This window comes from Nonomuraea sp. NPDC003754 (assembly GCF_053605785.1).
On the sequence record NZ_JBSGJX010000007.1, the window covers coordinates 95,123 to 120,349 of the forward strand.

The following is a 25,227-nucleotide window of genomic DNA, read 5'->3' on the forward strand; positions in this document are numbered from 1 at the left end:
GATGGACGGGCCCCGGCCGCGTGACCGCGGTGGGGCCGAGCCGGCCTGCCGTACCGGACGGTGGACTAACGGCCGTTGAAGGCGTCTCTCAGCCGGGAGAAGAACCCCTGCTGGCCGGGGGCGAACTTGCCCGGCGGACGCTCCTCACCGCGCAGCTTGGACAGCTCGCGCAGCAGGTCCTCCTGCGCCTGGTCGAGGCGGGTGGGCGTCTCCACGTTGACGTGGATCAGCAGGTCGCCGCGGCCCGTCTCGTTCAGGCGCTGGACGCCCCTGCCGTACATGGTGATGACCTGGCCCGACTGGGTGCCCGGCCGGACGTCGATCTCCTCGGCGCCGTCGAGCGTCTCCACCGTCAGCGACGTGCCGAGGGCCGCAGCGGTCATCGGGATCTGCACGGTGCAGTGGAGGTCGTCGCCGCGCCGCTCGAAGATCTCGTGCGGCTTCTCGACGATCTCCAGGAACAGGTCTCCGGGAGGGCCGCCGCCGGGGCCGACCTCGCCCTCGCCGGCCAGCTGGATGTGGGTGCCGTCCTCGACGCCCGCGGGGATGCGCACCTTGATCGTACGGCGGGTGCGGACCCGGCCGTCGCCCGAGCACTCCTGGCAGGGGTGGCGGATGATCGAGCCGAAGCCGCCGCACTGGGGGCACGGCCGCGAGGTCATGACCTGGCCCAGGAACGACCTGGTGACCTGGGAGATCTCACCGCGCCCCTGACACATGTCACAGGTGTCGGGATGCGTGCCTGGAGCGGCGCCCGAACCGGAGCACACCTCGCACAGCACGGCCGTGTCGACGTTGAGCTCCCTGGTGGTGCCGAACGCCGCCTCGCGCAGGTCGAGCTCGACCCTGATGGTCGCGTTGCGCCCTCTCCTGGCGCGCGAGCGGGGGCCTCGGGCGCCGCCCGCCGTGCCGAAGAAGGCGTCCATGATGTCGCTGAAGGGGAAGCCTGCGCCGAATCCGCCGGCTCCGGCACCCGCGCCCGCGCTCGCGAAGGGGTCGGCGCCCAGGTCGTACATCTGGCGCTTGTTGGGATCGGACAGGACCTCGTAGGCCTGCGTGATCTCCTTGAAGCGCTCCTGGGTCGCCGGATCGGGGTTCACATCGGGGTGCAGCTCGCGCGCCAGCCGACGATACGCCTTCTTGATCTCGTCCTGACTGGCGTCACGGCGCACCCCGAGGGTGCCGTAGTAGTCGTTTGCCACTTATCGACCTCTTATGATGCAGCCAGGATCTGGCTGACGTAGCGGGCCACCGCGCGTACAGCGCCCATCGTCACGGGGTAGTCCATCCGGGTGGGACCGAGCACGCCGAGGCGGGCCCCGGAACCGTACCCGGTGGCGACGAGGGAGGTGCCACGCAGTCCTGTGTAGGGGTTCTCCGAGCCGATCCTGACGGTGAGCGTGGTCGGCATGTCGGAAGTCTCGCCGAGCAGGCGCATGAGCACGACCTGCTCCTCCAGCGCCTCGAGCACGTCGCGCAGGCCCGTGGTGAAGTCGGCGCCCGCCAGGTTGGCCGCCCCGGCGAAGACGATCTTCTCGTCGTGGCGGTCGACCAGGGTCTCCAGCAGCACCGACAGGATCGTCGCCGCCGCCGGCCGGTCCTCGACCGCCAGCCGCTCGGGCAGGTCGGCGACCTGCTCGGGCACCTTGTTGAGCCCGCAGCCGTCGAGGCACGCGTTGAGCACCGCGCGCAGGTGCGCGACCCTCGACTCCTCGATCGGCTCGGGTAGCTCGATGACGCGCTGCTCGACCCGGCCGGTGTTCGTGATCAGCACGAACATCACCCGCCTGTCGGTCAGCGGGACCAGCTCCAGATGACGGACCGTCGACTGCGACAGCGTCGGGTACTGCACCACCGCCACCTGTCTGGTCAGCTGCGCCAGCAACCGGACCGTGCGGGTGACCACGTCGTCGAGGTCGACCGCACCGGCGAGGAACGTCTCGATCGCCCTGCGCTCGGCGGCCGAGAGCGGCTTGATCTGCGACAGCCTGTCCACGAAGAGCCGGTAGCCCTTGTCCGTCGGCACCCGTCCGGCGCTGGTGTGGGGCTGGGCGATGTAGCCCTGCTCCTCCAGCGCCGCCATGTCGTTCCTGACCGTGGCCGGGGAGACGTTCAGGTTGTGGCGCTCGGCCAGCGCCTTCGAGCCCACCGGTTCGTTGGTGGACACGTAGTCCTCGACAATGGCGCGGAGCACCGCAAGCTTCCGATCATCGAGCACGTGCTCACCTCCCTGCCTGTTGAGGAACGACAGGTCTAGCACTCTGTGTTCCCGAGTGCCAAGTGTACGGCTCTCGCCCACAAGGTGCGATAACACGCGGAGTCAAGCCGGCCGCAAGCCGTACGCCGACAATACTGTCCATGACCGACGTTCCACCGCCCCCCTGGCGGTACCCCGAAGAGGGGCCCTGGCGTCCTTCTCGTCGCGCGCCGCTGCGACACGGCGATTTGCTACGGTCCCCCCATGTACGAGCGTGACGTCCTTGCGGGGAACTGGCGGCGCCCCGGCAAGGGGAAGATCCCGGTCGTGCCGGCCGAACGCGACCTGGTCGTGGAGGACGCCGACAGCGGGTTCTGCGGCGCGGTGGTGGCCTGCGACAAGGAGGCGGTCACGCTCGAGGACCGCTTCGGCAAGCGGCGGCTGTTCCCGCTGGCGCCCGCCGCGTTCCTGCTGGAGGGCAGGCCCGTGACCCTGGTACGGCCCGCCGCCGCCCCCGCCGGTCCCCGGCGCAGCGCCTCCGGCTCGATCGCCGTCGAGGGGCTGCGGGCCAGGGTCGCGCGGGAGAGCCGCATCTACGTCGAGGGCGTGCACGACGCCGCGCTCGTGGAGAAGATCTGGGGTCACGACCTGCGGGTCGAGGGCGTGGTCGTGGAGTACCTCGAGGGCGTGGACGACCTGCCCGCCATCGTGGCCGAGTTCGCGCCGGAACCGGGGCGCAGGCTCGGCGTGCTGGTCGACCACCTGGTTCCCGGCTCGAAGGAGAGCCGCATCGCCGCCCAGGTCACCTCCCCGCACGTGCTGGTCGTCGGGCACCCCTTCGTCGACATCTGGCAGGCGGTCAAACCGTCCGTGCTGCGCATCCCCGCGTGGCCGGAGGTGCCGCGCGGACTACCGTGGAAGGAGGGCGTGATCGCCGCGCTGGGCTGGGGACTCGAACCGGCCGACGCGTGGCGCAGGATCCTCGGCGCCGTGTCCACCTATGCCGACCTCGAGCCGTCACTGCTCGGCCGGGTCGAAGAGCTGATCGACTTCGTGACGGAGACATCATGAGCGAGAACCATCCGCAGCCGGACGGCGACGCCACCAGACGCGTCGAACGTTCCGACCTGCCGGGCTCCGGCCCGCAGCCCGGCGGCCCGCCCTCGGAGGGTCACGGCCTTCCCCAGGGTCACGACCAGGCGGGCGGCCACGGCCAGCCCTCCGGCGGGTATGGCCAGCCCTCCGGCGGGCACGCCCAGCCGCCCGGCGCTTACGGCCAGCCTTCCGGTGGGTACGGCCAGCCGCCCGGCGGTTACGGCGCACCCCAGGGTCACGGCACCCCTTCAGGCGGTCACGACCCCTCGCAGGGTTACGGCTCCGCCCAGGGTTACGACCCCTCCCAGGGTTACGGCTCCGCCCAGAATTACGGCCCGCCCCAGGGTTACGGCCCTTCGCCCGGCCACGGCCCGTCCCAGGGTTACGGTCAGCCCTACAGCGCGCCCCAGGGCTACGGCCAGCCGCCCGGCTACGGCTCGCCCGGATACGGCCCTCCCGGCTACCCGCGCCCGCCGCACGTGCCCGGCCAGTTCGGCCCGCGGCCCGGCAGCGACGACACCAGCATGGCGATGCTCGCCCACCTGCTCGGCATCCTCACCGGCTTCGTCGGCCCGCTGATCCTCTACTTGGTCAAGCGTGACGAGTCCCCCTACGTCCGCGACCAGTCGGCGCAGGCGCTCAACTTCCAGATCACCGTGTTCATCGGGTACATCGTCTCCATCGTGCTGGCGTTCCTGCTGATCGGCTTCCTGATGATGTTCGTGCTGTGGATCGCCTCGCTGATCTTCGCGATCATGGCGGCCATGGCGGCGAACCGGGGCGACAAGTACCGCTATCCCGTCAACATCAACTTCGTCAGCTGACGGGGCGCCGGGCCCCTCGGCGACCGGGTGGGCAGGCGTCGGTGTCCGGTTGGGCCTTCTCGTCCTCACACGGGCTTCCGAGCCTGCTCCACGGGCCGGTCGCAACCGGCCCGAACCGGCGCGCGGTATCCGACCGGCATCAACCGCCCGGCACCACCCGCACCAGACCCACCTCGACCACCCGGCACCGCCCGCACCAGACCGGTTTCGACCACCCGCACCTGACCGACCGACCCGGACCGCGCAGACCCGGCCGCCCCCCGCCGGCACGGAAGGCATGCGACGCGCACCCGGCCGCTCCCCCGCTGGCATGGAAGGCATGCAGCGTGGACCCGGCCGCCCCCCGCCGACACGCAAGGCATGCGACGCGCACCCGGCCGCTCCCCCGCCGGCACGGAAGGCATGCGGCGCGGACCCGGCCGTCACCCGCCGGTACGGATGGCGTGCGGCGCGAGCTCGCTGGCACGGAAGGCGTGTGACGCGGGCTCGCCGCGCGGGTCACATGGTCAGGTCGCGGATCAGGGCGTCGGCCAGCAGCCGGCCCCGCAGGGTGAGCACCATGCGACCCGCCTTGAAGGGCTCGGTCTCCAGCAGCCCGTCGCCCATCGCCCTGGCCACGGCCGTACGGGTGTTCGCGGCCACGTCGGCCAGCGGATAGCCGGAGGCCAGCCGCAGCTCCAGCATCAGCCGCTCCACCTCGCGGTCGTCAGCGCCGAGCACCTCCCGCGCGTGCGCCGGTGAGGTGCCCGCGGCCAGGCGCTGGGCGTAGGCGGCCGGGTGCTTGACGTTCCACCAGCGGGTGCCGCCCACGTGGCTGTGCGCGCCGGGCCCGACCGCCCACCAGTCGCCGCCGGTCCAGTAGAGCAGGTTGTGCCGGCACCGGCCCGCGTCGGAGGTGGCCCAGTTCGACACCTCGTACCAGGCGAAGCCCGCCTCCGACAGCATCTCGTCGGCGATGACGTAGCGGTCGGCGGCCACGTCGTCGTCGGGCATCGGCAGTTCGCCGCGCCTGATCCTGGCCGCCAGCCTGGTGCCCTCCTCGACGATGAGCGAGTAGGCCGACACGTGGTCGGGCTCGGCCGCGATCGCCGCCCGCAGCGAGGCCCGCCAGTCGTCGTCGCTCTCCCCAGGGGTGCTGTAGATCAGGTCGAGGTTCACGTGGTCGAACCCGGCCCGCTTCGCCTCCTGGACGGCCTGCGCCGCCCGTCCGGGGGTGTGGTGCCGGTCGAGGACCTTCAGCACGTGCTCCCTGGCGCTCTGCATGCCGAAGCTGACCCGGTTGAAGCCGCCCTCGCGCAGCCGTTCCAGGTAGGCGGGGTCGACGGACTCGGGGTTGGCCTCGGTCGTCACCTCGGCGCCGGCGGCCAGGCCGAACTCCTCGTCGATCGCGCGCAGGATCCTGGCCAGGTCCGCCGCGGGGAGCAGGGTGGGCGTGCCGCCGCCGAAGAAGACGGTCTCGACGGGCAGGTCGGCGTCGCCGAGGACGCGGCGGGCCAGCCGTACCTCCTCGATGGCGGTGTCGGCGTAGTCGCGGTGGGAGGCACCCGGGCCCAGTTCGGCGGCGGTGTAGGTGTTGAAGTCGCAGTAGCCGCAGCGCGTCACGCAGAAGGGGACGTGGACGTAGAAGCCGAAGGGGCGCTCGCCCAGGCCGTTCAGCGCGCTCGCGGGCAGTTCGCCTGACGCGGGCGCGGGGTCGCCGTCGGGAAGGGTGGATGGCACGCTTCCAGTCTGCCGTGCCCCGCGTACCACCCTGGCCCACCCCATTGACGCGCCGATCGCACCGGCCTACGATCCGGGTCAACTTAAAGGAAAGTTTCCTATAAGTTAACCGACTGGAGACGCCTGTGAAGAGAGTCCTCGTCGTCCTTTCCTCCTTAGTCCTGGGCCTCACGGCGGTGGCGCTGCCCGCCGAGGCCCGCGGCGGGTTCAAGCGGGTCGCCTACTTCATCCAGTGGGGCGTCTACGGCAGGAACTTCCACGTCAAGGACATGGACACCAGCGGCGCCGCCGCCAAGCTGACCCACATCAACTACGCCTTCGGCTTCGTCGGCGCGGACGGCACCTGCGTCTCGGCCGACCCCTGGGCCGACTGGCAGCGCCCCGTCCCCGCCGAGCAGAGCGTGGACGGCGTCGCCGACGCGCCCGGCCAGGCGCTCAACGGCAACCTCAACCAGTTGCGCAAGCTCAAGGCCAAGCACCCGAAGCTGCGTGTGCTCCTCTCTCTCGGCGGGTGGACGGGCTCCCGCTACTTCTCCGACGCCGTCCTCACCCCCGAGTCGCGCGCCAAGCTGGCCACCTCCTGCGTCGACATGTGGCTGAAGGGCGACCTGCCGGGCCTCGAACCGGGCGCGGGCGCCGGTGTGTTCGACGGCCTCGACCTCGACTGGGAGTGGCCGGGCTCCGAAGGCGCTCCGGGCAACGTGATCAGGCCCGAGGACAAGCGCAACTTCACGCTGTTCCTGGCCGAACTCAGGTCGCGGATGGCCGCGCACTCCCGCTCCGCCGAGCTCACCGCGTTCCTGCCGGCCTCGGCGGCGAAGATCGACGCCGGGTTCGAGGTGCGCAAGGTGTTCAGGCTGCTCGACTTCGCCACCGTCCAGGGGTACGACCTGCGCGGCTCGTGGGAGTCGCGGACCGGGCACAACGGCAACCTCCTCACCGACCGGCGCGACCCGAACCCCGTGCGGTACAGCGTCGACCAGACCGTGCGGGACTACCTGTCGCGCGGTGCGCCCGCCCGGAAGATCGTCGTCGGCGTGCCCGCCTACGGGCAGGGCTGGACCAGCGTCACCGCGGGCGGCGACGGCCTCTACCAACCCGCCTCGGGACCCGCGCCCGGCAAGTGGGCAGCGGGCAGCGAGGACTACAAGGACCTCGCGAGCAAGCCCGGCAAGCGGTACCGGGACCTGCGCACCGGCACCGTGTGGCTGTACGACGGCAACGAGTTCTGGTCGTACGACGATCCCGCGGTGATGACGCAGAAGGCCGCCTACATCCGGCTCAAGGGGTTGGGCGGGTCGATGATGTGGTCCATCGACCAGGACGACGCCAAGGCTTCGCTCACCTCGGCGCTGTACCAGGTGCTCCGGTGACGTCGCCGACACGGTAGGCGCTTCGGGGGCTGTCTCGTGGGGACGGCGCAGGGGTTCGCACCGTCCCCACGACCCCGCTCCCCCGTTCCCCAGGACCAGCCCTTCCACCGACCGGGCCCCGCACCTCTTCCCCGAGCGCACCCCCCACCCCGACCTCGCGACTCTTGCACTTCCCCCGACGGCCTCGCTCCCGTACGGCGGAAGCCCTCGCTTCCCGGCCCGGCTCCCGTACGGCGGAAGCCCTCGCTTCCCGGCCCGGCTCCCGTGCAACGGGAACCCTTGCCTCCCGACCCGGCTTCCTTCTCCCCTTCCCGCGTTCTCGCGCCAAGGAGGAGCGCCCTCGAAAACGGTCGTGCGGCGTTGCCGGGCGGAACCGGGAAGGAGTCAGAAGCCCCGCCGGCGTACGGCGTTGCCGGGTAGGAACCGGGGAGGCGAGGTCAGCAGGCCCGCCGGTGCAACGGCGACTCCTCGTCGAACCCTGCCAGCTGTAACAGGCTGTCCAGCGCGGCCTGCCGCATCTCCTCGACCGAGGACCCCTTCTCCGCAAAACACTCGGCCGCCACGTCGAGCACCGCCTCCACCACCGCCGAGTCGGGATACGGCACCTCGACGTGCACCCTTCCGTCGGACCCCACCTCGCTCGGCGTGAAATGCAGCCGCAACAGCCGCCGGGTCTCCTCGGCCACCGCCACACCCAGCACGGCGGCCTTGACGAACCGCTCGGACTCGACGATGTCGCCGTCCATGCCACCTCCACAGTCGGACATGTGTTCGATCCGAGAAGAAGCTACGGCACCGCACCGACAAAAACCGGCCGCCACGATCCACCCGCCCCGGCAGCCGGCCCCGCCCCGGCAGCCGGCCCCGCCCCGGCAGCCGATCCCGCCCCGCGACGACCTCGGGCCGGCAACGGGATCAACCCCGCGCCGTGGAGCCGGCGGGTGGCCGGACCGACTGCTCGGACAACGAACCAGGCCACCCCCACACGGGACCAACACGGAACCCACACGGGACCCACCTGTGTCACCGACCCCGCACCCCGCGAGCCCCTGTTTCCGGAAGCACCGCGGACCTCTGCTTCCGGAAGCACCGGGCCCTGTTTCCGGAAGCACCGCGGGCCCTGTTTCCGAAACACCGCAGACCCCTGCTCCCGGAAACACCGCGGACCTCTGCTTCCGGAAACACGACAGGGCCCGGTGCTCCAGCGGGGAGCTCCGGGCCCTGGTGCGGTGACTACCTCGGTGACGACTTCGGGTGGCTACTTCTTGGCCTTGTCCGCGCTCGACTCGGTGGACAGCGCGGCGACGAAGGCCTCCTGCGGCACCTCGACCCTGCCCACCATCTTCATGCGCTTCTTGCCTTCCTTCTGCTTCTCCAGCAGCTTGCGCTTACGCGAGATGTCACCGCCGTAGCACTTGGCGAGGACGTCCTTCCTGATCGCCCTGATGTTCTCGCGGGCGATCACGCGCGCGCCGATGGCCGCCTGGATCGGCACCTCGAACTGCTGCCGCGGGATCAGCTCGCGCAGCTTCTTGGCCATGTCGACGCCGTAGCCGTACGCCTTGTCCTTGTGGACGATCGCGCTGAAGGCGTCGACCGGCTCGCCCTGCAGCAAGATGTCGACCTTGACCAGGTCGGCCTCCTGCTCGCCGGCGGGCTCGTAGTCGAGCGAGGCGTAGCCGCGGGTACGCGACTTGAGCTGGTCGAAGAAGTCGAAGATGATCTCGCCGAGCGGAAGCGTGTAGCGGATCTCGACGCGGTCTTCCGACAGGTAGTCCATGCCCTGGAGCTGGCCGCGCCTGCCCTGGCAGATCTCCATGATCGCGCCGATGAACTCGGCGGGCGCCAGGATCGTGGACTTGGTGACCGGCTCGAAGACCTGCGCGATCTTGCCGCCGGTCGGGAACTCCGACGGGTTGGTGACCGTGATCTCCTTGCCGTCCTCCATGACGACCCGGTAGACCACGTTCGGCGCGGTGGAGATCAGCGACAGGCCGAACTCCCGCTCCAGCCGCTCGCGGATGATCTCCATGTGCAGCAGGCCGAGGAAGCCCACGCGGAAGCCGAAGCCGAGCGCGGCGGAGGTCTCCGGCTCGTAGACCAGGGAGGCGTCGTTGAGCTGCAGCTTGTCGAGCGCCTCGCGCAGCTCGGGATACTCGTCGCCGTCGATGGGGTAGAGCCCGGAGAACACCATCGGCCTGGGGTGGTCGTAGCCCGCCAGCATCTCGGTGGCACCACGCGCGGCCGAGGTGACGGTGTCGCCGACGCGCGACTGGCGCACGTCCTTCACGCCGGTGATGAGGTAGCCGACCTCGCCGACGCCCAGCCCCTTCTCGGCCACCTTCGGCTCGGGCGAGATCACCCCGATCTCGAGCGTCTCGTGGGTGGCCTGCGTGGACATCATGGTGATGCGCTCGCGCTTGCCCAGGTGGCCGTCGACGACCCGGACGTAGGTGACGACGCCCCTGTAGGTGTCGTAGACCGAGTCGAAGATCAGCGCGCGCGCCGCCGCGTCGGCGTCGCCCACGGGGGCCGGAACGGTCTCCACGACGTGGTCGAGCAGCTCCTTCACCCCGACGCCTGTCTTGCCCGAGACCCTCAGCACGTCGGAGGGGTCGCAGCCGATGAGCCCCGCGAGCTCCTCGGCGAACTTCTCCGGCTGCGCGGCGGGCAGGTCGATCTTGTTGAGCACCGGGATGATGTGCAGATCGTTGTTCATGGCCAGGTAGAGGTTGGCCAGCGTCTGCGCCTCGATGCCCTGTGCGGCGTCGACCAGGAGGATCGCGCCCTCGCACGCCTGCAGCGACCGCGAGACCTCGTAGGTGAAGTCGACGTGGCCCGGCGTGTCGATCATGTTGAGGACGTGGCCGTTCCACGGCAGCCGCACGGCCTGCGACTTGATCGTGATGCCGCGTTCGCGCTCGATGTCCATCCTGTCGAGGTACTGGGCGCGCATCGAGCGATCGTCGACCACGCCGGTGATCTGCAGCATCCGGTCGGCAAGCGTCGACTTGCCATGGTCGATGTGCGCGATGATGCAGAAGTTGCGGATCAACGCGGGGTCGGTCTGGCCAGGCTGATTGCGCACCGAAGTCCGTTTCGACAAGGGTTGAGGTCAAGCGTCTTTCATGGTGACATGCCCGGGTGGTTGCCCGAACCGTCATCCGCCACGGTCTGCGCGTACTGGCGCTGGCCCTGGCCGTCTTGGTCGCGCTCGCCGCCCTCCTGGCGACGGCACTTCGGCTCCAGTTTACCGGGGCACCGGAGGCCTGGGCGAAGAGCACGGGCAACGATGCGCTGTGGCTCGGGCACGCGTGGGTCGACGGCCGCCGCACGGAGCGCGACGTGGAGGCGATGGCGGTACGGCTGCGCGGCACCGGCATCAGGGACGTCTACGTTCATTCCGGCCCCTTCGAATGGGATGGCAGCCTCAACCCCACCAAGCACCCCAATGCCGGAAATTTCCTGAAGTGGTGGCGGAAACATCTGCCTGACGTACGGGTCTCGGCCTGGCTCGGGCAGGCCGTCAAGAACGGCCTCGACCTCGACGACCCCGCCGCCCGTGCCCGCGTCCTGGCGGGGGCGAAGCACATCATGGACCTCGGGTTCGACGGCATCCACTACAACTTCGAACCGATCGGCGACGGCGACACCGACTTCCTCGACCTGCTGGACCGCACCAGGCCGCTGACCAGGCTGCTGTCGGTCTCGACGCCCCAGATCGAGCCCTATCCGCTCATGCGGCCGGCGACCCGGGCGATCCTCGGCCACGACAAGTACTGGTCGCAGGGCTACTACCAGGAGGTCGCCGGCCGTACGGACCAGGTGGCGATCATGACCTACGACTCCGGCCTTCCGCTGCAGTGGCTGTACGGCGGGTACGTCGTCCGGCAGGCGGGTCTCGCGCTCGACCTCACCCCCGCCGCCACGTCGATACTCGTCGGCGCGCCCGCCTACCACGACCACGGCGTGCCGTACGGCGACGCGGCGGAGAGCGTGGCACTCGCGGGCGAGGCGGCCCGCTTGGCGTTGTCGTCGTACGGCAGGCGGGAGGGCTTCGGGCTGGCGCTGTACGTTGACTTCGCGGCGACGGAGCAGGACTGGAAGGAGTACGCCGACCACTGGGCCCGGCCGGCGCCCTCGCCGGGAAAGAATGGCGAGGTGGGCGCGCCGGGAGGCCGTGAGGAGTGAGGTCCATGGAGTCAGCCCGTATGCTGGTGAGGCGCAGGTCGTCGATTTGAGCGGCGACCTGAATTATTGGTAACCTGTTCAACTGCGTGTGGCGCGCCCTCTCATCGAGCCCGCGCGCCCCATCCGATTCCTGACCTTCACCGAGGCTTCTTCGTGGCGAACATCAAGTCCCAGATCAAGCGCAACAAGCAGAACGAGAAGGCTCGTCTGCGCAACAAGGCTGTCAAGTCTTCCCTGAAGACGGCGATCCGCAAGTTCCGCGAGGCCGCCGAGCAGGGCAACGTCGACGAGGCCGTGGTGCTGCAGCGCGCCGCCGCCCGCCAGCTCGACAAGGCCGCCAGCAAGGGCGTCATCCACAAGAACCAGGCCGCCAACCGCAAGTCGGCGATCGCTCAGCGCGCCGCCGCGCTGCAGGCTGCCAAGTAGTCGCAGACGCTCCAGCGACGCCGCACTCCGGATGACGGGGTGCGGCGTTTTCGTGTGCCCGCGACCTGCCGCGGGCCCGCATACCCCCGGCCTGCCGCACGCCGGTGACCGCAGCTGCCGTAGGCCCCGCGCGCCTGCGGCCTGCCGCACGCGGGTGGCCCCGCGCCTGTGCGCCTGCGGCGTCCCCCATGCCAGGAAATATCCGGACCGCATGGAGAATGTGTCACAGTTCGGACATCACCCCGGCGTTTCGGCTGTGTCACCATTGAGAAGATCCACTTGCCGTGACCCATGACCATCCCCGAGGGTTCAACAGAGCACCGTCCTCGCCGCTCTCACGGCCGTCCGGGAGATCTCCCCATGATTACGATCATCGCCCAGGCAGCCCTCGGCTCCGCCCCAGAGGGTGACCGGTGACCAGCACGCCCACCATCTCCGACCTCGAGGCGCGGGCCGCGCGGGAGCGCCCCGTCTTCGGCGCCGACGCGCACATCGTTTGCGACAACCTGGTCCGCATCTACAAGACCGAGGGTGTCGAGGTGGTCGCCCTGCAGGGCCTCGACCTGCTGATCCAGAAGGGCGAGCTGATCGCGATCGTCGGCGCGTCAGGCTCGGGCAAGTCGACGCTGCTGAACGTGCTGTCGGGCCTCGACGTGCCGACGGCCGGCGTGGCCAGGGTGGCGGGCATGGACCTGCTGTCGATGACGGCCAAGGACCGGCTGCGCTACCGGCGCGAGGTGGTCGGCTTCATCTGGCAGCAGACCGCGCGCAACCTGCTCCCCTACCTGACCGCGCGGGAGAACGTCGAGCTGCCCATGAAGCTCGCGGGCACCAAGGACAGGAACCGGGCGATGGAACTGCTGACCCTGCTGGGCGTCGGCTCCTGCGCGGGGAGGAAGCCGTCGGAGATGTCGGGCGGCGAGCAGCAGCGCGTCGCGATCGCCGTGGCGCTGGCCAACTCGCCGCAGCTCATCCTGGCCGACGAGCCGACCGGCGAACTCGACAGCGAGACCTCCGAGGAGGTGTTCGACGCGCTGCGCAGGGCCAACCGCGAGCTCGGCGTCACCGTGGTCATCGTGACGCACGACGCGCTGGTCTCCGAGCAGGTCGACCGGACGATCGGCATCCGCGACGGCCGTACCAGCAGCGAGACGCTGCGCCGCGAGGGCGCCGAGGGTCAGATCATCGCCGAGGAGTACGCCGTCCTCGACCGCGCGGGCAGGCTGCAGCTGCCGCGCGACTTCATGAGCGCCCTCGACATGGAGCGCAGGGTGCGCCTCGAGCTGGAGTCCGACCACATCGGGGTGTGGCCGTCGCGTGAGGAGCCCGCGGATGAGCGCTGAGCCGCTGGTGGTCGTGGAGGGTCTGCGCAAGGTCTACCGGACGGGGCCCAAGGAGGTCGTCGCGCTGCGCGAGGTCTCGTTCGCGGCCTTTCCCGGCGAGCTGGTGGCGATCACCGGCAGGTCGGGTTCGGGCAAGACCACGCTGCTGAACCAGATCGGCGGGCTGGACCGGCCCGACGCCGGACGCGTGGTGGTGGCGGGGCAGGAGGTCACCTCGCTTCCCGAGGACCGGCTGCTGGCGCTGCGCAGGGACGTGGTGGGTTTCGTTTTCCAGTCGTTCGGCCTGATCCCGGTGCTGTCGGCGGCCGAGAACGTCGGCGTGCCGATGCGCCTGGCCCGCACGCCCGTCGACGAACGCGACAAGCGGGTGCGCGTGCTGCTGTCGCTGGTCGGGCTCGAGCAGCACGCCAACCAGCGCCCCTACGAGCTGTCAGGCGGCCAGCGCCAGCGGGTGGCGATCGCCAGGTCGCTGGCCAACCGGCCGCGCCTGCTGGTGGCCGACGAGCCGACGGGTCAGCTCGACTCGCAGACCGGGCGGCAGATCATGCAGCTGATCAGGGCGCTGGTGCGCAGCGAGGGCGTCACCGCGCTGGTGGCCGCCCACGACCAGAGCCTGATCTCGCTGGCCGACAGGGTGCTGGAGATCAGCGACGGGGTGCTGCGAGAGGCCGCGGCGCAGGCGTCCTGACCTCCCGTACGGCCAGCACGCTCAGGCTCGCCGCGGCCACCGCGACCGCCGCGACCCACAGCGGCACCGCCGTACCGGCCCATCCGGCCAGCGGGGCGGCGACGGCCAGGCCGAGCGGACGGCTGGCGAACGAGATCAGCGAGTCGAAGGAGCGCACCCTGCCCAGCGCCTCCACCGGGATCCTGTCGGCGACCACGGTCTCCCACAGCGGCACGAGCACGCCGAGCCCGAACATCGCCACGCCGTAGGCCACCGCCACCGCCCACCCGTTCAGCGGCACGGCGAGCGCCGCGAGCGGCACGGCGTAGAGCGAGGCGCCCACCGCGCAGCCGACGAGCGGGCTGCGGACCGGCAGGCGGGGCGCGACGAACACGCCCGCGAGCATGCCCACCGTGCCGCACTGCACGATGATCACCCACATCGTCTCGCCACCGCGGACTGTGATCAGCGGGCCGAGCGTGAGGAACAGTCCCGCGCAGAAGTGCCACACGCCGTGGCCCAGGACGCTGACCAGGAACCACGGGCGGCGCCTGATCTCCTGCCAGCCCCTGGCCAGCGAGTGCTTGCCGGTGGGGGCGGCCGTGGCCGTACGGACGCCGCCCAGGGTGAAGGCGGAGGCCGCGAAGAGCGCGGCGGTGACCAGCGACGCCCAGCCGGGGCCCGCGCCCAGGACGAGCGCCCCGGCGAGGGCGGGCGCGCCCACGGCCGACAGGCTGGTGGCCAGGCTGATCCGCGCGTTGGCGCGCAGCCGCGCCGGTCCTTCCACGGTCGCGGCCACCAGCCTGGGTACGGCAGGCGTGCCGAACGCCACCGCCGCTCCCGTGATCGCGGCGAGCACTGCCAGGTCGGCGATCCTCTCGACACCGGCCAGCAGTTCCACCCCGATCGCCGCCTGGGCGGCGCACCTGGTCAGGTCAGCGAGCAGCGCGACCCGCTCGGGCGGGAAGCGGTCGGCGAGCACGCCGCCGAACGGCAGCAGCACCAGCATCGGCACCAGCTCGCACGCCAGCACGATGCCCAGGTCCGCGGCGTCGCCGGTGACCCTGAGCACGACGAGGGTCAGCGTCGTCGGGATGAGCGCGGTCGCCAGCGCGGACAACGCCCGGCCGATCACTAGTCTGGTCAGCATGGGACGGGAGAATAGTTCGCCAGCGAATGTTTCGTCAACGTATGATTCTGTCGACAAGCATCTGGCGCGCTGGCACGGCAAGGCGCCCTACGACGAGCGAGCGGAGGCGATCATCACGCGGATGCAGCTGCTGGTGAAGCACGTCCGCCTCGCCAAGGAGGCGGCGCTGGCCGAGGTCGGGATGCAGGACTTCGAGTTCGAGACGCTGCACCGGCTGGCCTCCCGCGACTCCCGGCAGGCCACGCCGTCCGAGCTGGCGGGCGAGCTGATGCTGTCACCCGCGGGGATGACCGGACGCATCGACACGCTGGAGAAGGCCGAGCTGGTGCGCCGGATCCGCAGCGAGGAGGACCGGCGCAGGGTCGACGTGGCGCTGACGGACAAGGGGCACGAGCTGTGGTCGGCGGCGATGCAGGTCAGAGCGAGAGCGGAGAAGGCGATGGTCGCCGTCCTGGAGCCGGACGAACAGGAGGTCCTCGACGGGCTCCTCAAGCGCCTCCTGACCAGCGTGGAATCAGCCCGAGGCTGACACCGGGACACCCGCCCCCCGGTCCATGATCGTGACGGCACGAAACATCAACCCCGGCCAGCCGCCTGACCACCGAACCTCGATTCGACCCCGGCCTACCGCCTGACGGACACCAACCTCGACCCCGGCCCACCGCCCCGCCAGACACCAACCCCGACCCCGACCCACCGCCCCGCCAGACACCAACCCCGACCCCGACCCACCGCTTTTGGCGACACAGGCCGAAAGCCTTGGACTCAGCGGCCCGCCCGCATGACACGAACCCGGCCCGGGTGAGCCGGATCGGACCGAGTGATCCCGAATCCGGCGCGCGACGCCGACGACGCGCGGCCCGAGAGACCGCTCGCCTGGGCGGGACCCGCCCCACCGTCCGGCCGGACCCGGACAGCCGCCGACCTGCAACGGCCGGACGCGCCGCTCAACAGCCGGACGCGCCGCTCAACGGCCGGGCGCGCCGTTCAGCGGCCGTTCCTGGCGGCGACGATCGTCTGGATGGCGTGCTCGAGCGCGTAGGCCGGGTCGGCACCACCGCCCTTGACCTGCTCGTCGGCCGCGGCGACCGCCATCAGCGCCGCCGCCAGCCCCTCGGGACCCCACCCCCGGAGCTGCCGCTTGGCATTGTTGATCTGCCACGGGGCCATCCCGAGCTGCGCGGCCTGCACGTTGCGCCCCGCCCCGCCCACCTTGGCCAGCGACCGCAACGACCTGGCCAGCGCGCTGACCAGCAGCACCGGCGCGACCCCCGTGCTCAACGCCCAGCGCACCTGCTCCAACGCATCCGCCAGGCGGCCCTCGACCGCCGAGTCCGCCACCGTGAACCCGCTCACCTCGGCCCGGCCCTTGTGGTAGCGGGCGACGGCGTTCAGGTCGATGCTCTTGCCCTCGGTGTCGAACACCAGCTGGCTACAGGCCGCGGCCAGCTCGCGCAGATCGTTGCCCACCGCGTCGAGCAGCGCCTGGGCGGCGTCCCCGGTGATCGTCCGGCCCGCCCGCTTGATCTCGCTCTTGATGAAGTCGAGCCGCTCGGCGGGCTTGGTCAGCTTGCTGACGGTGACGACCTCGGCCTTGGTCTTCTTGATGCCGTCGACCAGCGCCTTGCCCTTGGCACCCCCCGGATGCACCAGCACCAGGACGGTGTCGTCGCCCGGGTTCTTGGCGTAGCCGACGACCTCGGTGATCACTTCCTTGGACAGGTCCTGCGCGGACCTGATGACCACCACCGACCTGTCGCCGAACAGCGAGGGCGAGGTTAGGCGCGTCAGCTCACCGGGCTCGACCTTGCCGCCGACCAGATCGTGCACCTCCGCGCCCGCGCCCTGCGCCTTCACGGCGCCGACTACGGCGCCGACCGCCCGCTCGGCCAGCAGTTCCTCGTCCCCGACGACCAACGTCACCATGCGGTCAATTCTCCTGTACGGCAAGCACCCGATAGGCCACCGCGGTCACCGGTGACCGCCCGTCCATCACGCTACTGCGGGCCCACGGGGCCGGCCCCCGTAACGCCGACCCGCCAACACCACCCTCCCCATGGCCCGACCCCCTTGACCCGACCCCCTTGACCCGACCCCCTTGGCCCGACCCCCTTGGCCCGACGCCTCGGCCTGCCAACCCGACCGACCGCCCGCCCCGCCGTTCCATCCCCACCCGCCCCTCCACCAGCGAGCGACACCAGTCCAGGAGCCTCCCGCACCCACTCCGCACCTCCCCGACCCACACCGCCAAACCACCAGTCGCCGACCGCCTCGCCGTCGAGCCGACCCAAGCCCGACCGAGCCCGCCACCGCCACGCAGGTCTCGGCCACCAGTCGCCGACCGCCTCCACCACCGAGCCGACCCGAGCCCAACCGGCGCCCGCCACCACACCCACTCCGCACCTCCCCGACCCACACCGCCAAACCACCGGTCCCCGACCGCCTTCGCCGTCGAGCCGACCCCAGCCCAACCGCGCCCGCCACCGCCACGCAGGTCTCGGCCACCAGTCGCCGACCGCCTCCACCACCAAGCCGACCCGAGCCCAACCGCGCCCGCCTCCGCCACCGGACCGCCGCCGCCGGACCGCCGCCTGGCCACGGTCAGCGCGCGACCGGCGGCGCCCCTCCCGAACGCCTGTACTCCCCCGGCGTCTGCCCGCACCACTGACGAAAGGCCAGGTGGAAGCCCACTTCCGACTGATAGCCGACCCGCTCGGCGATCCGGCTCTGCGGCAACGCCGACTCCTTCAGCAGCCGGGAGGCCTCCTGCATCCGGCGCGCCATCAGATGCCGCATCGGCGCCTCCCCCACCAGCTCACGGAAGCTCGCCGCGAACGCCGATCGTGACAGCCCCGCCTCCCCCGCCAGCGACGCCAGAGTCCACGGCTCGGCGAACCTCGTCTGCACGGCCAGCAGCGCCCGGCTGATCCCCGGATGCCGCAGAGCATGGAGCACCGGCTTGTCGAGATCGCGCAACGCCACCCGCAGCGCCAGCACGAACACGAGCTCGAACGCCCGCAACGCCACCAGCACCCCGCCGGGCTCACCGCCCTGCCACTCCGCCGCCAGGAGGTCGAGTGTGCCCGACAGCAGCGGCTGGCTTTCGAGCAGCTTCCTGTCCAGGACGAGCACCGGTGGCAGCGCCTGGTACAGCGGCGCGGCGGCGGCCCCGTCGTAGTGCAGGCCGCCGCACAGCATCGTCGTGGCGGCGCCGGGACCGTCGATCTCCACCGTGCGGGCACCGCCGGGCTCCCGCTGGGGCAGCACCGCGGCGAGCGGCACGGTCGCGCTGCCCGGCCGATCAGTCAGGCGATGGGCGGCGCCATGCGGGAAGACGGCCAGGTCGCCCGCGCGCAGCCGTACCGGCTCGGGCAGTTCAGGCATCTCCACCGTGCACTCGCCCTCCTGGACGTAGTGGAGCAGCGCGCAGTGCTCGCGCTTGCCGGCGATCCCCCAGGGGGCGCGCGCCGACCACCGGCTGTGGAAGACGCCGTGCAGCCGCAGCGGCGTCAGCAGCTCGCTCAGCAGATCCTCATTCACGGACGATCCTTAAAGCTTTGAAGACTTGCCTTTATCGATCGTAGCCACAGTGATCAGCAGGCTGGACGGCATGAACATTCTCGTGATCGGTGCCAGCGGAGCCCAGGGCGGCGCGGTGGCTCGACGTCTCGTCGGTTCGGGACATTCGGTGATCGGACTTACCAGAACGGGCGCGGGCCTGCCCGACGGCGTGAAGCCGGTGATCGGCGACCTCGCCGACGCCTCCGCCGTACGGGCCGCGTTCGACGGGGTGACGCACGCCAGCGTGATGCTGCCCATGGTGTACTCGGCCCCGGTCGTGGACTCGTACGTGCGCAACATCGCCACGGCGGCGGCCGAGGCGGGCGTGCGCCGGCTGGTCCTGAACACCGGCACCCGCATCCCTTCCGAGCCGACGACGGTGGCGGCCTTCGAGACGCGCCGGACGGCGGCGGCGACCCTGGCGGCGAGCGGGGTGCCCACCGTGGTGCTGCGTCCGCCGGTGTACCTGGACAATCTGTGCGCGCCGTGGGTGGCGGGGCCACTCGTCCACGAGGGCGAACTGCGCTACCCGTTGCCGGTCCATGCCCGAGTCGCCTGGCTCAGCCACGACGACCTCGCCACCGCCACCGTCGCCGCCCTCACCCAACCACTGACCACCCCATCCGCCCTCACCCTCGACATCGGAGGCCCCGACGTGGTGACCGGGCCGATGCTCGCCGCCGCCTTCGCCACGGTCCTCGGCCGTCCCGTCCGGTTCGTCGCCCAGGACGTCGACGAGTTCGAGAAGGCCCTGACCCACGCGCTCGGAGCATCCACCGCGGAAGGCGTCGCCGGGACCTACCGCTGGGTCGCGGAGAACGACGGCGACGTCTACGGCCTCAACCCCGCCGAACTCGAAGCCGCCCTCGGCATCCGCCTCACCCGGCTCCACGACTGGATCGCCGCCCGCCCCTGGCACGACCTCGCCCCCTGACCGCCGCTCCCTCCGCTCTCTTCGACGGGTTGTCACCGGGTATGCGGAGGATGAGACCGCTGCGCTCCTTGTCACTGGGTCTGCGGAGGAGGAGACCACTGCACACTGCCACCCGCGGCTGCGGGAACGTCCGGCCGCCCCACTCCTGAGTACGACAGGCACATGCAACCGCCCTGCGCGGAGACCAAGACGGGTGTGGAGGCGGCCGGGGACCCTGCGCTTCAGGACATCGCACTTCGAAACCCCACGTTTCGAGACGCCGCCCCAGGGACGCCCGCCGCCCTGCTGACCACGTCCCCGTCCTGTGGCCCCTGCCTGCTCCTTTTGCTGACCAACCTGCCCATCAGCGCCTCTACCGCGACGGGCGACCCGCTCATGAAGATCAACTGACCCACTACCGCGAAAGCCGAGACCAGCATGGAATCCGACACGACCCCGGACCTCACCTCCTCCGCACTCCGCCTGGAAGCGACCCTGGAGGCGGCCAGAGCCGAGGTCGAGCGCCATCACGAGGTCATCGAACGCTGGCTCACCGGACGTGGCCCGCGCACCGACCTCGACGCCTTCACCTCCGCCCACACACCCGACTTCACCTTCGTCACCCCGGACGGCGAGACGCTGACCATGCCTCACCTGCTGGCCATGATCGAACCCGCGCACGGCGCCGCGCCCGCCCTCACGATCGAGATCCGGAACGTCACGGTGGTGGCCGAGGCCGGGACCGTGGTGGTCGCCACCTACGACGAGCACCACCTCGGACCCGATCCGCGCGACCGCCGTGCCACGGTGGTCCTCGTCCGTGACGCCGCCGCTCCTCACGGCCTGCGCTGGCGGCACCTCCACGAGACCTGGATCTAGCAGAAGCCGCAGGTCATCCATCGGGCCGCCCCTTGGACACCACCGCGAGGCGGCCCGACTGGTCGATGACCGCCAGGGCGCCCGACTGGTCGGTCCGGTGGACGCGCATGCCGAGCCGATGCAGCAACCCCACCGTGCGCGGGGACGGATGCCCGTACCCGTTGTCCGACCCCACGCTGATCAACGCCGCCCTCGCTCCGATGGCCGCGAGGAAGCGAGGGTCCTGCCGTACCGAACCGTGGTGGGGGACCTTGATGAGGTCGGCGCGCGGCAGTCCCGCTCGCAGCAGCTGCACCTGCGCCTCCGTCTCGACGTCGCCGCTGAGCAGCATGGAGCCCGCCGCCCAGCGCACGAGGAGAACCACGCTCTCGTTGTTGATCACGCTCCCTTCGCCCGGCCCGCTGAGCAGGGAGCCAGGAGCGGGGCCGAGCACGTTCAGCTCGGAGGGGCCGAACCGCCAGCGGGCGCCCGGTGCCGCGACCCATTCGGGGATGCGGCGCCTGCTGAGGTCCCTCGAGATGCGGGCGGACTCGCCGACCGGAGCGCGACCGGGGCTGACGATGACCGCGCCGACGCGCCGTCCCGATCTGAAGACGCCGTCGAGACCTCCGACGTGGTCGCGGTGCGGATGGGTGAGGATGAGGAGCGGTATCTCCCGGACCGCCAGGTCGCGCAGGCAGCGGTCGACCAGGGTGGGATCAGGTCCGGTGTCGACGACGACGGCTCGTCCCTGGCCCGCGGCGACCGCGAGAGCGTCGCCCTGCCCGACGTCGCATGCCACGAACAGCCAGCGCGGCGGCGGCCACGGGGCGATCACCGGCCCGGCCACGAGTACGGCGGCCAGGCCCGCCGTACCCATGACCAGGACGATGCTGCGCGTCCCCGCGCGCCGCAGCAGCGGTATGGCCACCGCGGCGGCCCCACCGAGCAGCAGCAGCCCGGCGAGGCCGCCCGGCCACGGCAGTTCGGCCAGTGGAAGCCGGGCGGCGTGCTCGGCCACGGCGATGATCCAGCCGACCGCGTAGCCCGCGGGGAGCACGAGGAGCCGCGCCAACTCCATCGAGACGGGCGCCACCAGCGTCGCCGCGAACCCGATCACGGTCGCCGGTGCCACCGCGGGCCCCGCCAGCAGGTTGGCCGGAACCGCGGCCAGCTGCACCTGCCCGGCCATGAGCACCAGCACGGGGGTCACCGCCGCCTGCGCCGCCGCCGGTACGGCCACGGCCTCGGCGGCCCAGCGCGGCATCCTGGCCGACAGCCGGTCTCGCCAGCGGGGGGCGAGCAGCAGGATGCCGCCCGTGGCGCAGACCGACAGCGCGAAGCCGTACTCGCGGGCCAGACCGGGATCGAACATGATCAACAGCAGCACGGTGCCCGCCAGTGCCGCGACGCCGTCCCGCGCGCGACCGGTGCCCAGGGCGACCGCTCCGACCAGCCCCATCAGCAGCGCCCGCAACACGCTCGGCGAAGGGCGGGCCACGACCGCGAACGCGAGCATGGCGACCGCCGCCAGCCCCGCCCGTACGGCGAGCGGCATCCCGGCGAGCCGGGACAGCGCCACCACCGCGCCCGACATGATCGCGAGATTGGCTCCGCTGACAGCGGTCAGGTGGCTGAGCCCGGCGTCCTTGAAGTCGGCGCTGACGTTCGGGTCCATGCGCGACTCGTCACCCACGACGAGCCCGGGAAGCAGGCCACGCTGGTCGGGCGGCAGCACGTCCGTCGCACGTCGCAGGGCCGCACGCAGGTCACCGGCAACTGTCTGCAGGGTCGATGGCGCGGACAGGACCACCGGCGGGCCCCGGACGAGCAGCACGGCGCCGACCAGCTCGCCCGGTTCGGCGGTGCCCAGCCTGCCCGTCACGCGCAGGCGCTGGCTGGGCAGAAGCGGCCGCCACGCGCCGCCCGATCCGAACACCACGACAGGGCTGTGGACGGCGAGCCGTCCTGCCGGGGTGTCGAGGGATTCGATCGTGGCCTCGACCACCACACTGTCGCCGTGGAAGGCTGCTTTGGCACGTCGCACGCGGGGATCACCGGTGAGCACGATGTCGGCGTGGACGGTCGCCTCCTTCGCGGCGAGCTCGGCCACCGGGCCGGTGGTGACGGCGTGCACCCGGAAGGCGACACCGGCACTGGTGGCGGCGACGCAGCCAAGGACGGCGATGGCGACATTCATCCAGATGCGCTGGGGGTCCTTCCTGTGGCGGTGGTTCGCCGGCTGGCGGGTCCGGCGCGTCCAGAGTTGCCGGGCGAGGGTGAAGAGGGTGTGTCGATCGCCGACATGGCGCTGAACTGGCGGACCAAGGCGTTGAGCGCCCTTTGACGGACCCAGAGGTGGGTGTGGTCCATGCTCCGGCAAACCAAGGGGCTGATGCTGTACGCCCTGTGGTGAACCCAGAGGCCGGTGTTGTAGGAGCTCTGGCGAGGCAAGGGGCTGACGCTGTGCGCCCTCTGACTGGCCAATGCGGGGGTGTTGTGCGTGCTCGATCCTGGCGACGTCGTTGAGGTGCGGACGCCGGTGGGTGCGCAGGAAGGCAACAGTGAGAGGAATCGCCGCGGCGCCCAGCGCGGCGGCCACCGCGCAGGCCCAGCCCACCGGTGCGGGGCAGCCCAAGAGGACCAGTGCGGTCGCCCAGGAGGCGAGCGCGGGCGGGACCAGGACCACCGAGAAGGTGGCTGACCTTTCAGGACGGGGGTCCTCTGGCTGGAGGGCTGAATCTTCATGGGGCCTCCTTGCCGGCTGGCCGTTTTGAGCGCTCTGGACTGGCGACCACAGCGCGGTCCATTTCGATGGCGGCATGTCGTTTCGTCACCTCCGGGCCGCCCGAACGGCGTCAGACACGGACCTTGTCTTTCAAGTCGGCGTACTTTCTCTCGCCGATGCCGGTTACCTCCTGCAGCTGGTCGACGCTGCGGAATCCGCCGTGGGTCGCACGGAACTCGGCGATCCTGGCGGCGAGCACCTCGCCCACTCCTGGTAACTGCTCCAACTGGTCGGGGGTGGCGGTGTTCAGGTCGAGCAGGTCCGAGCCGGGTGGGGCGGCGACCGTGCCGCCCTGGCTGACGCCGCCCGGGGCGCCGACGACGATCTGTTCGCCGTCGACCAGGCGTCTGGCGAGGTTGACCGACGCGGTAGCGGTGTCGGTACGTGCGCCGCCCGCCGCCTCGACGGCGTCGGCGACACGCGAGCCGCCGGGGAGGGTGTAGACACCGGGCTTGCGTACCTTGCCCGTGACGTGGACCAGGACCGACGAGGTGGGCGTGGGGCTGACGACGGCGGCCGGGGGCGCGGCGGAGCCGCTGATCGGGGGTGGGGCGGCGAGGGGTTCCGGGGTGGGGCTGGAACGCCAGGCGTAGATCCCGCCGGCGACGGCGGCGATGAGACCGAGAACGAGGAGGACGCGCAGGCCCGGACGCCCGGGGTCGAGGGCGGGTGCCTGCGCGGTGACGGCGGCGCGGAAGGCGGCGAAAGAGGACGGGACGGGCGGGGAGATGCTGTCAGAGTTGGTCTGGCCCATTCGTGGGGCGGGATCCCAGTCGTTGTGGTGTCCGCGGTCGACGGTGGCGGGTGAGTGAAGGAACTCGTCGGTCTGCTCGGGGGCGGGGATGGTGAGGTCATCCGGTGTTCTGCCGCTCGGCCGGCGGACGACTCGGCGGTCGTAGGGGTGCACCCGGGCATCGGCCGGCTTCTCCCGTGGATGCGGGTTGTCGTCCGGTGCCGAGAGGCGGCCGTCCGGTGCCGAGAGGCGGTCGTCCGGTGCCGAGAGGCGGTCGTCCGGTGCCGAGAGACGGTCGTCCGGTGCCGAGAGACGGTCGTCCGGTGCCGAGAGGCGGTCGTCCGGTGCCGAGAGGCGGTCGTCCGGTGCTGAGAGCGAGAAGACCGCGGGGTGCAAGTAGTGCCGGTCGTCGCCGCTCGCGTGGTGGAGACCAGGGGTGGCTGGGGTGCCATGTGCGGTGAGTTGGGCATCAAACGGCTTCCGGTGGGAGGCGAAGGTGGCGGTTGACTCACCATCCCGGTCTGCCGCGCGCTGGTCGATGGAGACCCCGGCTAGATCAACATCGCCGGCTGTCCGCCGGCGGCCAAAGGGGACAGCGATTGACTCGACAACGCCGCCTGACTGGCGCGGGTTGACGGACACCGTGGTCAGATCGGCGACTCGCTGTGGCCGGTGGTGATCGACGGGGGCAGGAAGCGGCCCGACATCGCCACGCGCCCCGCGCGCGTCGAAGGCGGCCGAGGCCAGACCGGCATCTCTCACCGGGCGGTGGGGGCCGACGGCGGCCACGGGAGGCGAAGCGTCACCCGCCCCCCGAGAGTGCCCACCGAGGGCAGGAAGCGGCCCTGCATCACCACGCGCCCCGCGCGCGTCGAAGGCGGCCGAGGCCAGACCGGCATCTCCCACTGGGCGGTGGAGGCCGACGGCGGCCACGGAGGGCAGCGCGTCACCCGCTGTCCTAGGGTGGCCACCGACGGCAGGAACAGGCCCGGCGTCATTGCGTGCTCCGCCCGGCTCCGAGAACGCTGAGGCCAGATCGGCGCCTCTGGTTGCTCGGTGGCGGCCGAAGGGGGCAGCGATCGGCTCGGTGTCGTTCGTTGCTCGGTGAGGGGCAAGGCGGGCCGCTGAGGGCGGAGCGTCGCCAGGTGTCCGGCCTGGGACAGAGGCAGAGGCCAGGACATCGCCAGGCGCGGGTGGCGCGAAGGCACCCGGGTGTAGCAGGACATCGCCCCTGGGGCCGATGGGTTCGGTGGACGCCACAACGCCGGGGCTGGAGTCGGGAGTGGCAGAGGAAGGCAGGGCGAGGCCCGCCGCCTGACGAGAGCCCGAAGGGTCCGAAGGGGTGGGTGGGATGCCGGCTGAGGGTAGCGCGGTTCCCGCGCGGCTCTG

General features: G+C 71.3%; 20 protein-coding genes. 10 read left to right on the forward strand and 10 right to left on the reverse strand.

Going from position 1 to position 25,227, the window contains the following annotated elements:
• Positions 1–65 precede the first annotated feature (65 nt).
• Both dnaJ and hrcA read right to left on the reverse strand, forming a co-directional pair.
• Positions 66–1,202, reverse strand: coding sequence for a molecular chaperone DnaJ (gene dnaJ, locus ACWEVS_RS11340; RefSeq protein ID WP_449916724.1), 1,137 nt, complete (start codon positions 1,200–1,202; stop codon positions 66–68).
• A gap of 11 nt (positions 1,203–1,213) precedes the next feature.
• Entirely contained in the window at positions 1,214–2,218 is a 1,005-nt protein-coding gene (gene hrcA / locus ACWEVS_RS11345) for a heat-inducible transcriptional repressor HrcA (protein WP_449916726.1), read from the reverse strand.
• A 243-nt stretch (positions 2,219–2,461) separates the two neighbouring features.
• Between hrcA and ACWEVS_RS11350 the strand changes: the two genes are divergently transcribed.
• Together ACWEVS_RS11350 and ACWEVS_RS11355 are read left to right on the forward strand one after the other, a co-directional pair.
• Complete coding sequence (locus tag ACWEVS_RS11350; protein WP_354906593.1) at positions 2,462–3,268, forward strand: DUF3097 domain-containing protein; 807 nt, start codon at positions 2,462–2,464, stop codon at positions 3,266–3,268.
• Positions 3,265–4,116: a DUF4870 domain-containing protein gene (locus tag ACWEVS_RS11355; RefSeq protein ID WP_452551155.1), complete on the forward strand. Its 852-nt coding sequence runs from the start codon at positions 3,265–3,267 to the stop codon at positions 4,114–4,116. Before ACWEVS_RS11350 ends, ACWEVS_RS11355 begins: the two co-directional genes overlap by 4 nt.
• Before the next feature lie 498 nt (positions 4,117–4,614).
• On the opposite strand, the gene hemW is transcribed toward ACWEVS_RS11355, so the two are convergent.
• Positions 4,615–5,835, reverse strand: a complete 1,221-nt coding sequence (hemW, locus tag ACWEVS_RS11360; protein WP_452551157.1) for a radical SAM family heme chaperone HemW — start codon at positions 5,833–5,835, stop codon at positions 4,615–4,617.
• Between the two features lie 125 nt (positions 5,836–5,960).
• Here hemW and ACWEVS_RS11365 point away from each other — a divergent pair, with 125 nt between their 5' ends.
• Complete coding sequence (locus ACWEVS_RS11365) at positions 5,961–7,208, forward strand: glycoside hydrolase family 18 protein (protein WP_452551159.1); 1,248 nt, start codon at positions 5,961–5,963, stop codon at positions 7,206–7,208.
• A gap of 437 nt (positions 7,209–7,645) precedes the next feature.
• Here the strand turns inward: ACWEVS_RS11365 and ACWEVS_RS11370 are convergent, their stop codons facing one another.
• Together ACWEVS_RS11370 and lepA are read right to left on the reverse strand one after the other, a co-directional pair.
• Complete coding sequence (locus ACWEVS_RS11370) at positions 7,646–7,954, reverse strand: hypothetical protein (RefSeq protein WP_452551161.1); 309 nt, start codon at positions 7,952–7,954, stop codon at positions 7,646–7,648.
• 512 nt (positions 7,955–8,466) lie between these two features.
• A complete protein-coding gene (lepA, locus tag ACWEVS_RS11375) occupies positions 8,467–10,296 on the reverse strand; it encodes a translation elongation factor 4 (RefSeq protein ID WP_452551163.1) in 1,830 nt (609 codons plus the stop codon).
• Positions 10,297–10,352: 56 nt separating this feature from the next.
• Here lepA and ACWEVS_RS11380 point away from each other — a divergent pair, with 56 nt between their 5' ends.
• The 4 genes from ACWEVS_RS11380 (at position 10,353) to ACWEVS_RS11395 (ending at position 13,856) form a co-directional block, all read left to right on the forward strand.
• A complete protein-coding gene (locus ACWEVS_RS11380) occupies positions 10,353–11,399 on the forward strand; it encodes a hypothetical protein (protein WP_452551165.1) in 1,047 nt (348 codons plus the stop codon).
• 153 nt (positions 11,400–11,552) lie between these two features.
• Complete coding sequence (gene rpsT / locus ACWEVS_RS11385; protein WP_449916737.1) at positions 11,553–11,825, forward strand: 30S ribosomal protein S20; 273 nt, start codon at positions 11,553–11,555, stop codon at positions 11,823–11,825.
• A gap of 413 nt (positions 11,826–12,238) precedes the next feature.
• Positions 12,239–13,168 (forward strand): ABC transporter ATP-binding protein, encoded by a 930-nt coding sequence (locus ACWEVS_RS11390; RefSeq protein ID WP_452551167.1) that lies wholly within the window; start codon positions 12,239–12,241, stop codon positions 13,166–13,168.
• Positions 13,158–13,856 (forward strand): ABC transporter ATP-binding protein, encoded by a 699-nt coding sequence (locus tag ACWEVS_RS11395; protein WP_452551169.1) that lies wholly within the window; start codon positions 13,158–13,160, stop codon positions 13,854–13,856. Before ACWEVS_RS11390 ends, ACWEVS_RS11395 begins: the two co-directional genes overlap by 11 nt.
• On the opposite strand, the gene ACWEVS_RS11400 is transcribed toward ACWEVS_RS11395, so the two are convergent.
• Positions 13,813–14,985 carry an MFS transporter gene (locus ACWEVS_RS11400; protein ID WP_452412754.1) on the reverse strand — a complete coding sequence of 391 codons (1,173 nt, stop codon included), beginning with the start codon at positions 14,983–14,985 and terminating at the stop codon, positions 13,813–13,815. The genes ACWEVS_RS11395 and ACWEVS_RS11400 overlap by 44 nt on opposite strands.
• Positions 14,986–15,106: 121 nt before the next feature.
• Between ACWEVS_RS11400 and ACWEVS_RS11405 the strand changes: the two genes are divergently transcribed.
• Positions 15,107–15,514, forward strand: coding sequence for a MarR family winged helix-turn-helix transcriptional regulator (locus ACWEVS_RS11405; RefSeq protein ID WP_452412753.1), 408 nt, complete (start codon positions 15,107–15,109; stop codon positions 15,512–15,514).
• Positions 15,515–15,972: 458 nt separating this feature from the next.
• Here ACWEVS_RS11405 and holA read toward each other — a convergent pair whose 3' ends face one another.
• Positions 15,973–16,911, reverse strand: a complete 939-nt coding sequence (holA, locus tag ACWEVS_RS11410) for a DNA polymerase III subunit delta (RefSeq protein WP_449916748.1) — start codon at positions 16,909–16,911, stop codon at positions 15,973–15,975.
• A gap of 675 nt (positions 16,912–17,586) precedes the next feature.
• Complete coding sequence (locus ACWEVS_RS11415; RefSeq protein ID WP_452551172.1) at positions 17,587–18,525, reverse strand: AraC family transcriptional regulator; 939 nt, start codon at positions 18,523–18,525, stop codon at positions 17,587–17,589.
• A gap of 70 nt (positions 18,526–18,595) precedes the next feature.
• Here ACWEVS_RS11415 and ACWEVS_RS11420 point away from each other — a divergent pair, with 70 nt between their 5' ends.
• Positions 18,596–19,480, forward strand: a complete 885-nt coding sequence (locus tag ACWEVS_RS11420) for an SDR family oxidoreductase (RefSeq protein ID WP_452551174.1) — start codon at positions 18,596–18,598, stop codon at positions 19,478–19,480.
• A 417-nt stretch (positions 19,481–19,897) separates the two neighbouring features.
• Positions 19,898–20,338 (forward strand): nuclear transport factor 2 family protein, encoded by a 441-nt coding sequence (locus tag ACWEVS_RS11425; RefSeq protein ID WP_452551176.1) that lies wholly within the window; start codon positions 19,898–19,900, stop codon positions 20,336–20,338.
• Between the two features lie 13 nt (positions 20,339–20,351).
• Here ACWEVS_RS11425 and ACWEVS_RS11430 read toward each other — a convergent pair whose 3' ends face one another.
• A complete protein-coding gene (locus ACWEVS_RS11430) occupies positions 20,352–22,517 on the reverse strand; it encodes a ComEC/Rec2 family competence protein (RefSeq protein WP_452551178.1) in 2,166 nt (721 codons plus the stop codon).
• A gap of 658 nt (positions 22,518–23,175) precedes the next feature.
• Positions 23,176–24,012: a helix-hairpin-helix domain-containing protein gene (locus ACWEVS_RS11435; RefSeq protein WP_452551180.1), complete on the reverse strand. Its 837-nt coding sequence runs from the start codon at positions 24,010–24,012 to the stop codon at positions 23,176–23,178.
• Positions 24,013–25,227 lie beyond the last annotated feature (1,215 nt).

Excerpts from the sequence above, each read along its gene's own strand:
- ACWEVS_RS11400 (WP_452412754.1), bottom strand. The coding sequence starts at position 14,985 with ATGCTGACCAGACTAGTGATCGGCCGGGCGTTGTCCGCGCTGGCGACC.
- ACWEVS_RS11425 (WP_452551176.1), top strand. The coding sequence starts at position 19,898 with ATGGAATCCGACACGACCCCGGACCTCACCTCCTCCGCACTCCGCCTG.
- ACWEVS_RS11430 (WP_452551178.1), bottom strand. The coding sequence starts at position 22,517 with ATGAATGTCGCCATCGCCGTCCTTGGCTGCGTCGCCGCCACCAGTGCC.
- ACWEVS_RS11420 (WP_452551174.1), top strand. The coding sequence starts at position 18,596 with ATGAACATTCTCGTGATCGGTGCCAGCGGAGCCCAGGGCGGCGCGGTG.
- ACWEVS_RS11405 (WP_452412753.1), top strand. The coding sequence starts at position 15,107 with ATGCAGCTGCTGGTGAAGCACGTCCGCCTCGCCAAGGAGGCGGCGCTG.
- ACWEVS_RS11350 (WP_354906593.1), top strand. The coding sequence starts at position 2,462 with ATGTACGAGCGTGACGTCCTTGCGGGGAACTGGCGGCGCCCCGGCAAG.
- holA (WP_449916748.1), bottom strand. The coding sequence starts at position 16,911 with ATGGTGACGTTGGTCGTCGGGGACGAGGAACTGCTGGCCGAGCGGGCG.
- ACWEVS_RS11355 (WP_452551155.1), top strand. The coding sequence starts at position 3,265 with ATGAGCGAGAACCATCCGCAGCCGGACGGCGACGCCACCAGACGCGTC.
- ACWEVS_RS11395 (WP_452551169.1), top strand. The coding sequence starts at position 13,158 with ATGAGCGCTGAGCCGCTGGTGGTCGTGGAGGGTCTGCGCAAGGTCTAC.
- ACWEVS_RS11370 (WP_452551161.1), bottom strand. The coding sequence starts at position 7,954 with ATGGACGGCGACATCGTCGAGTCCGAGCGGTTCGTCAAGGCCGCCGTG.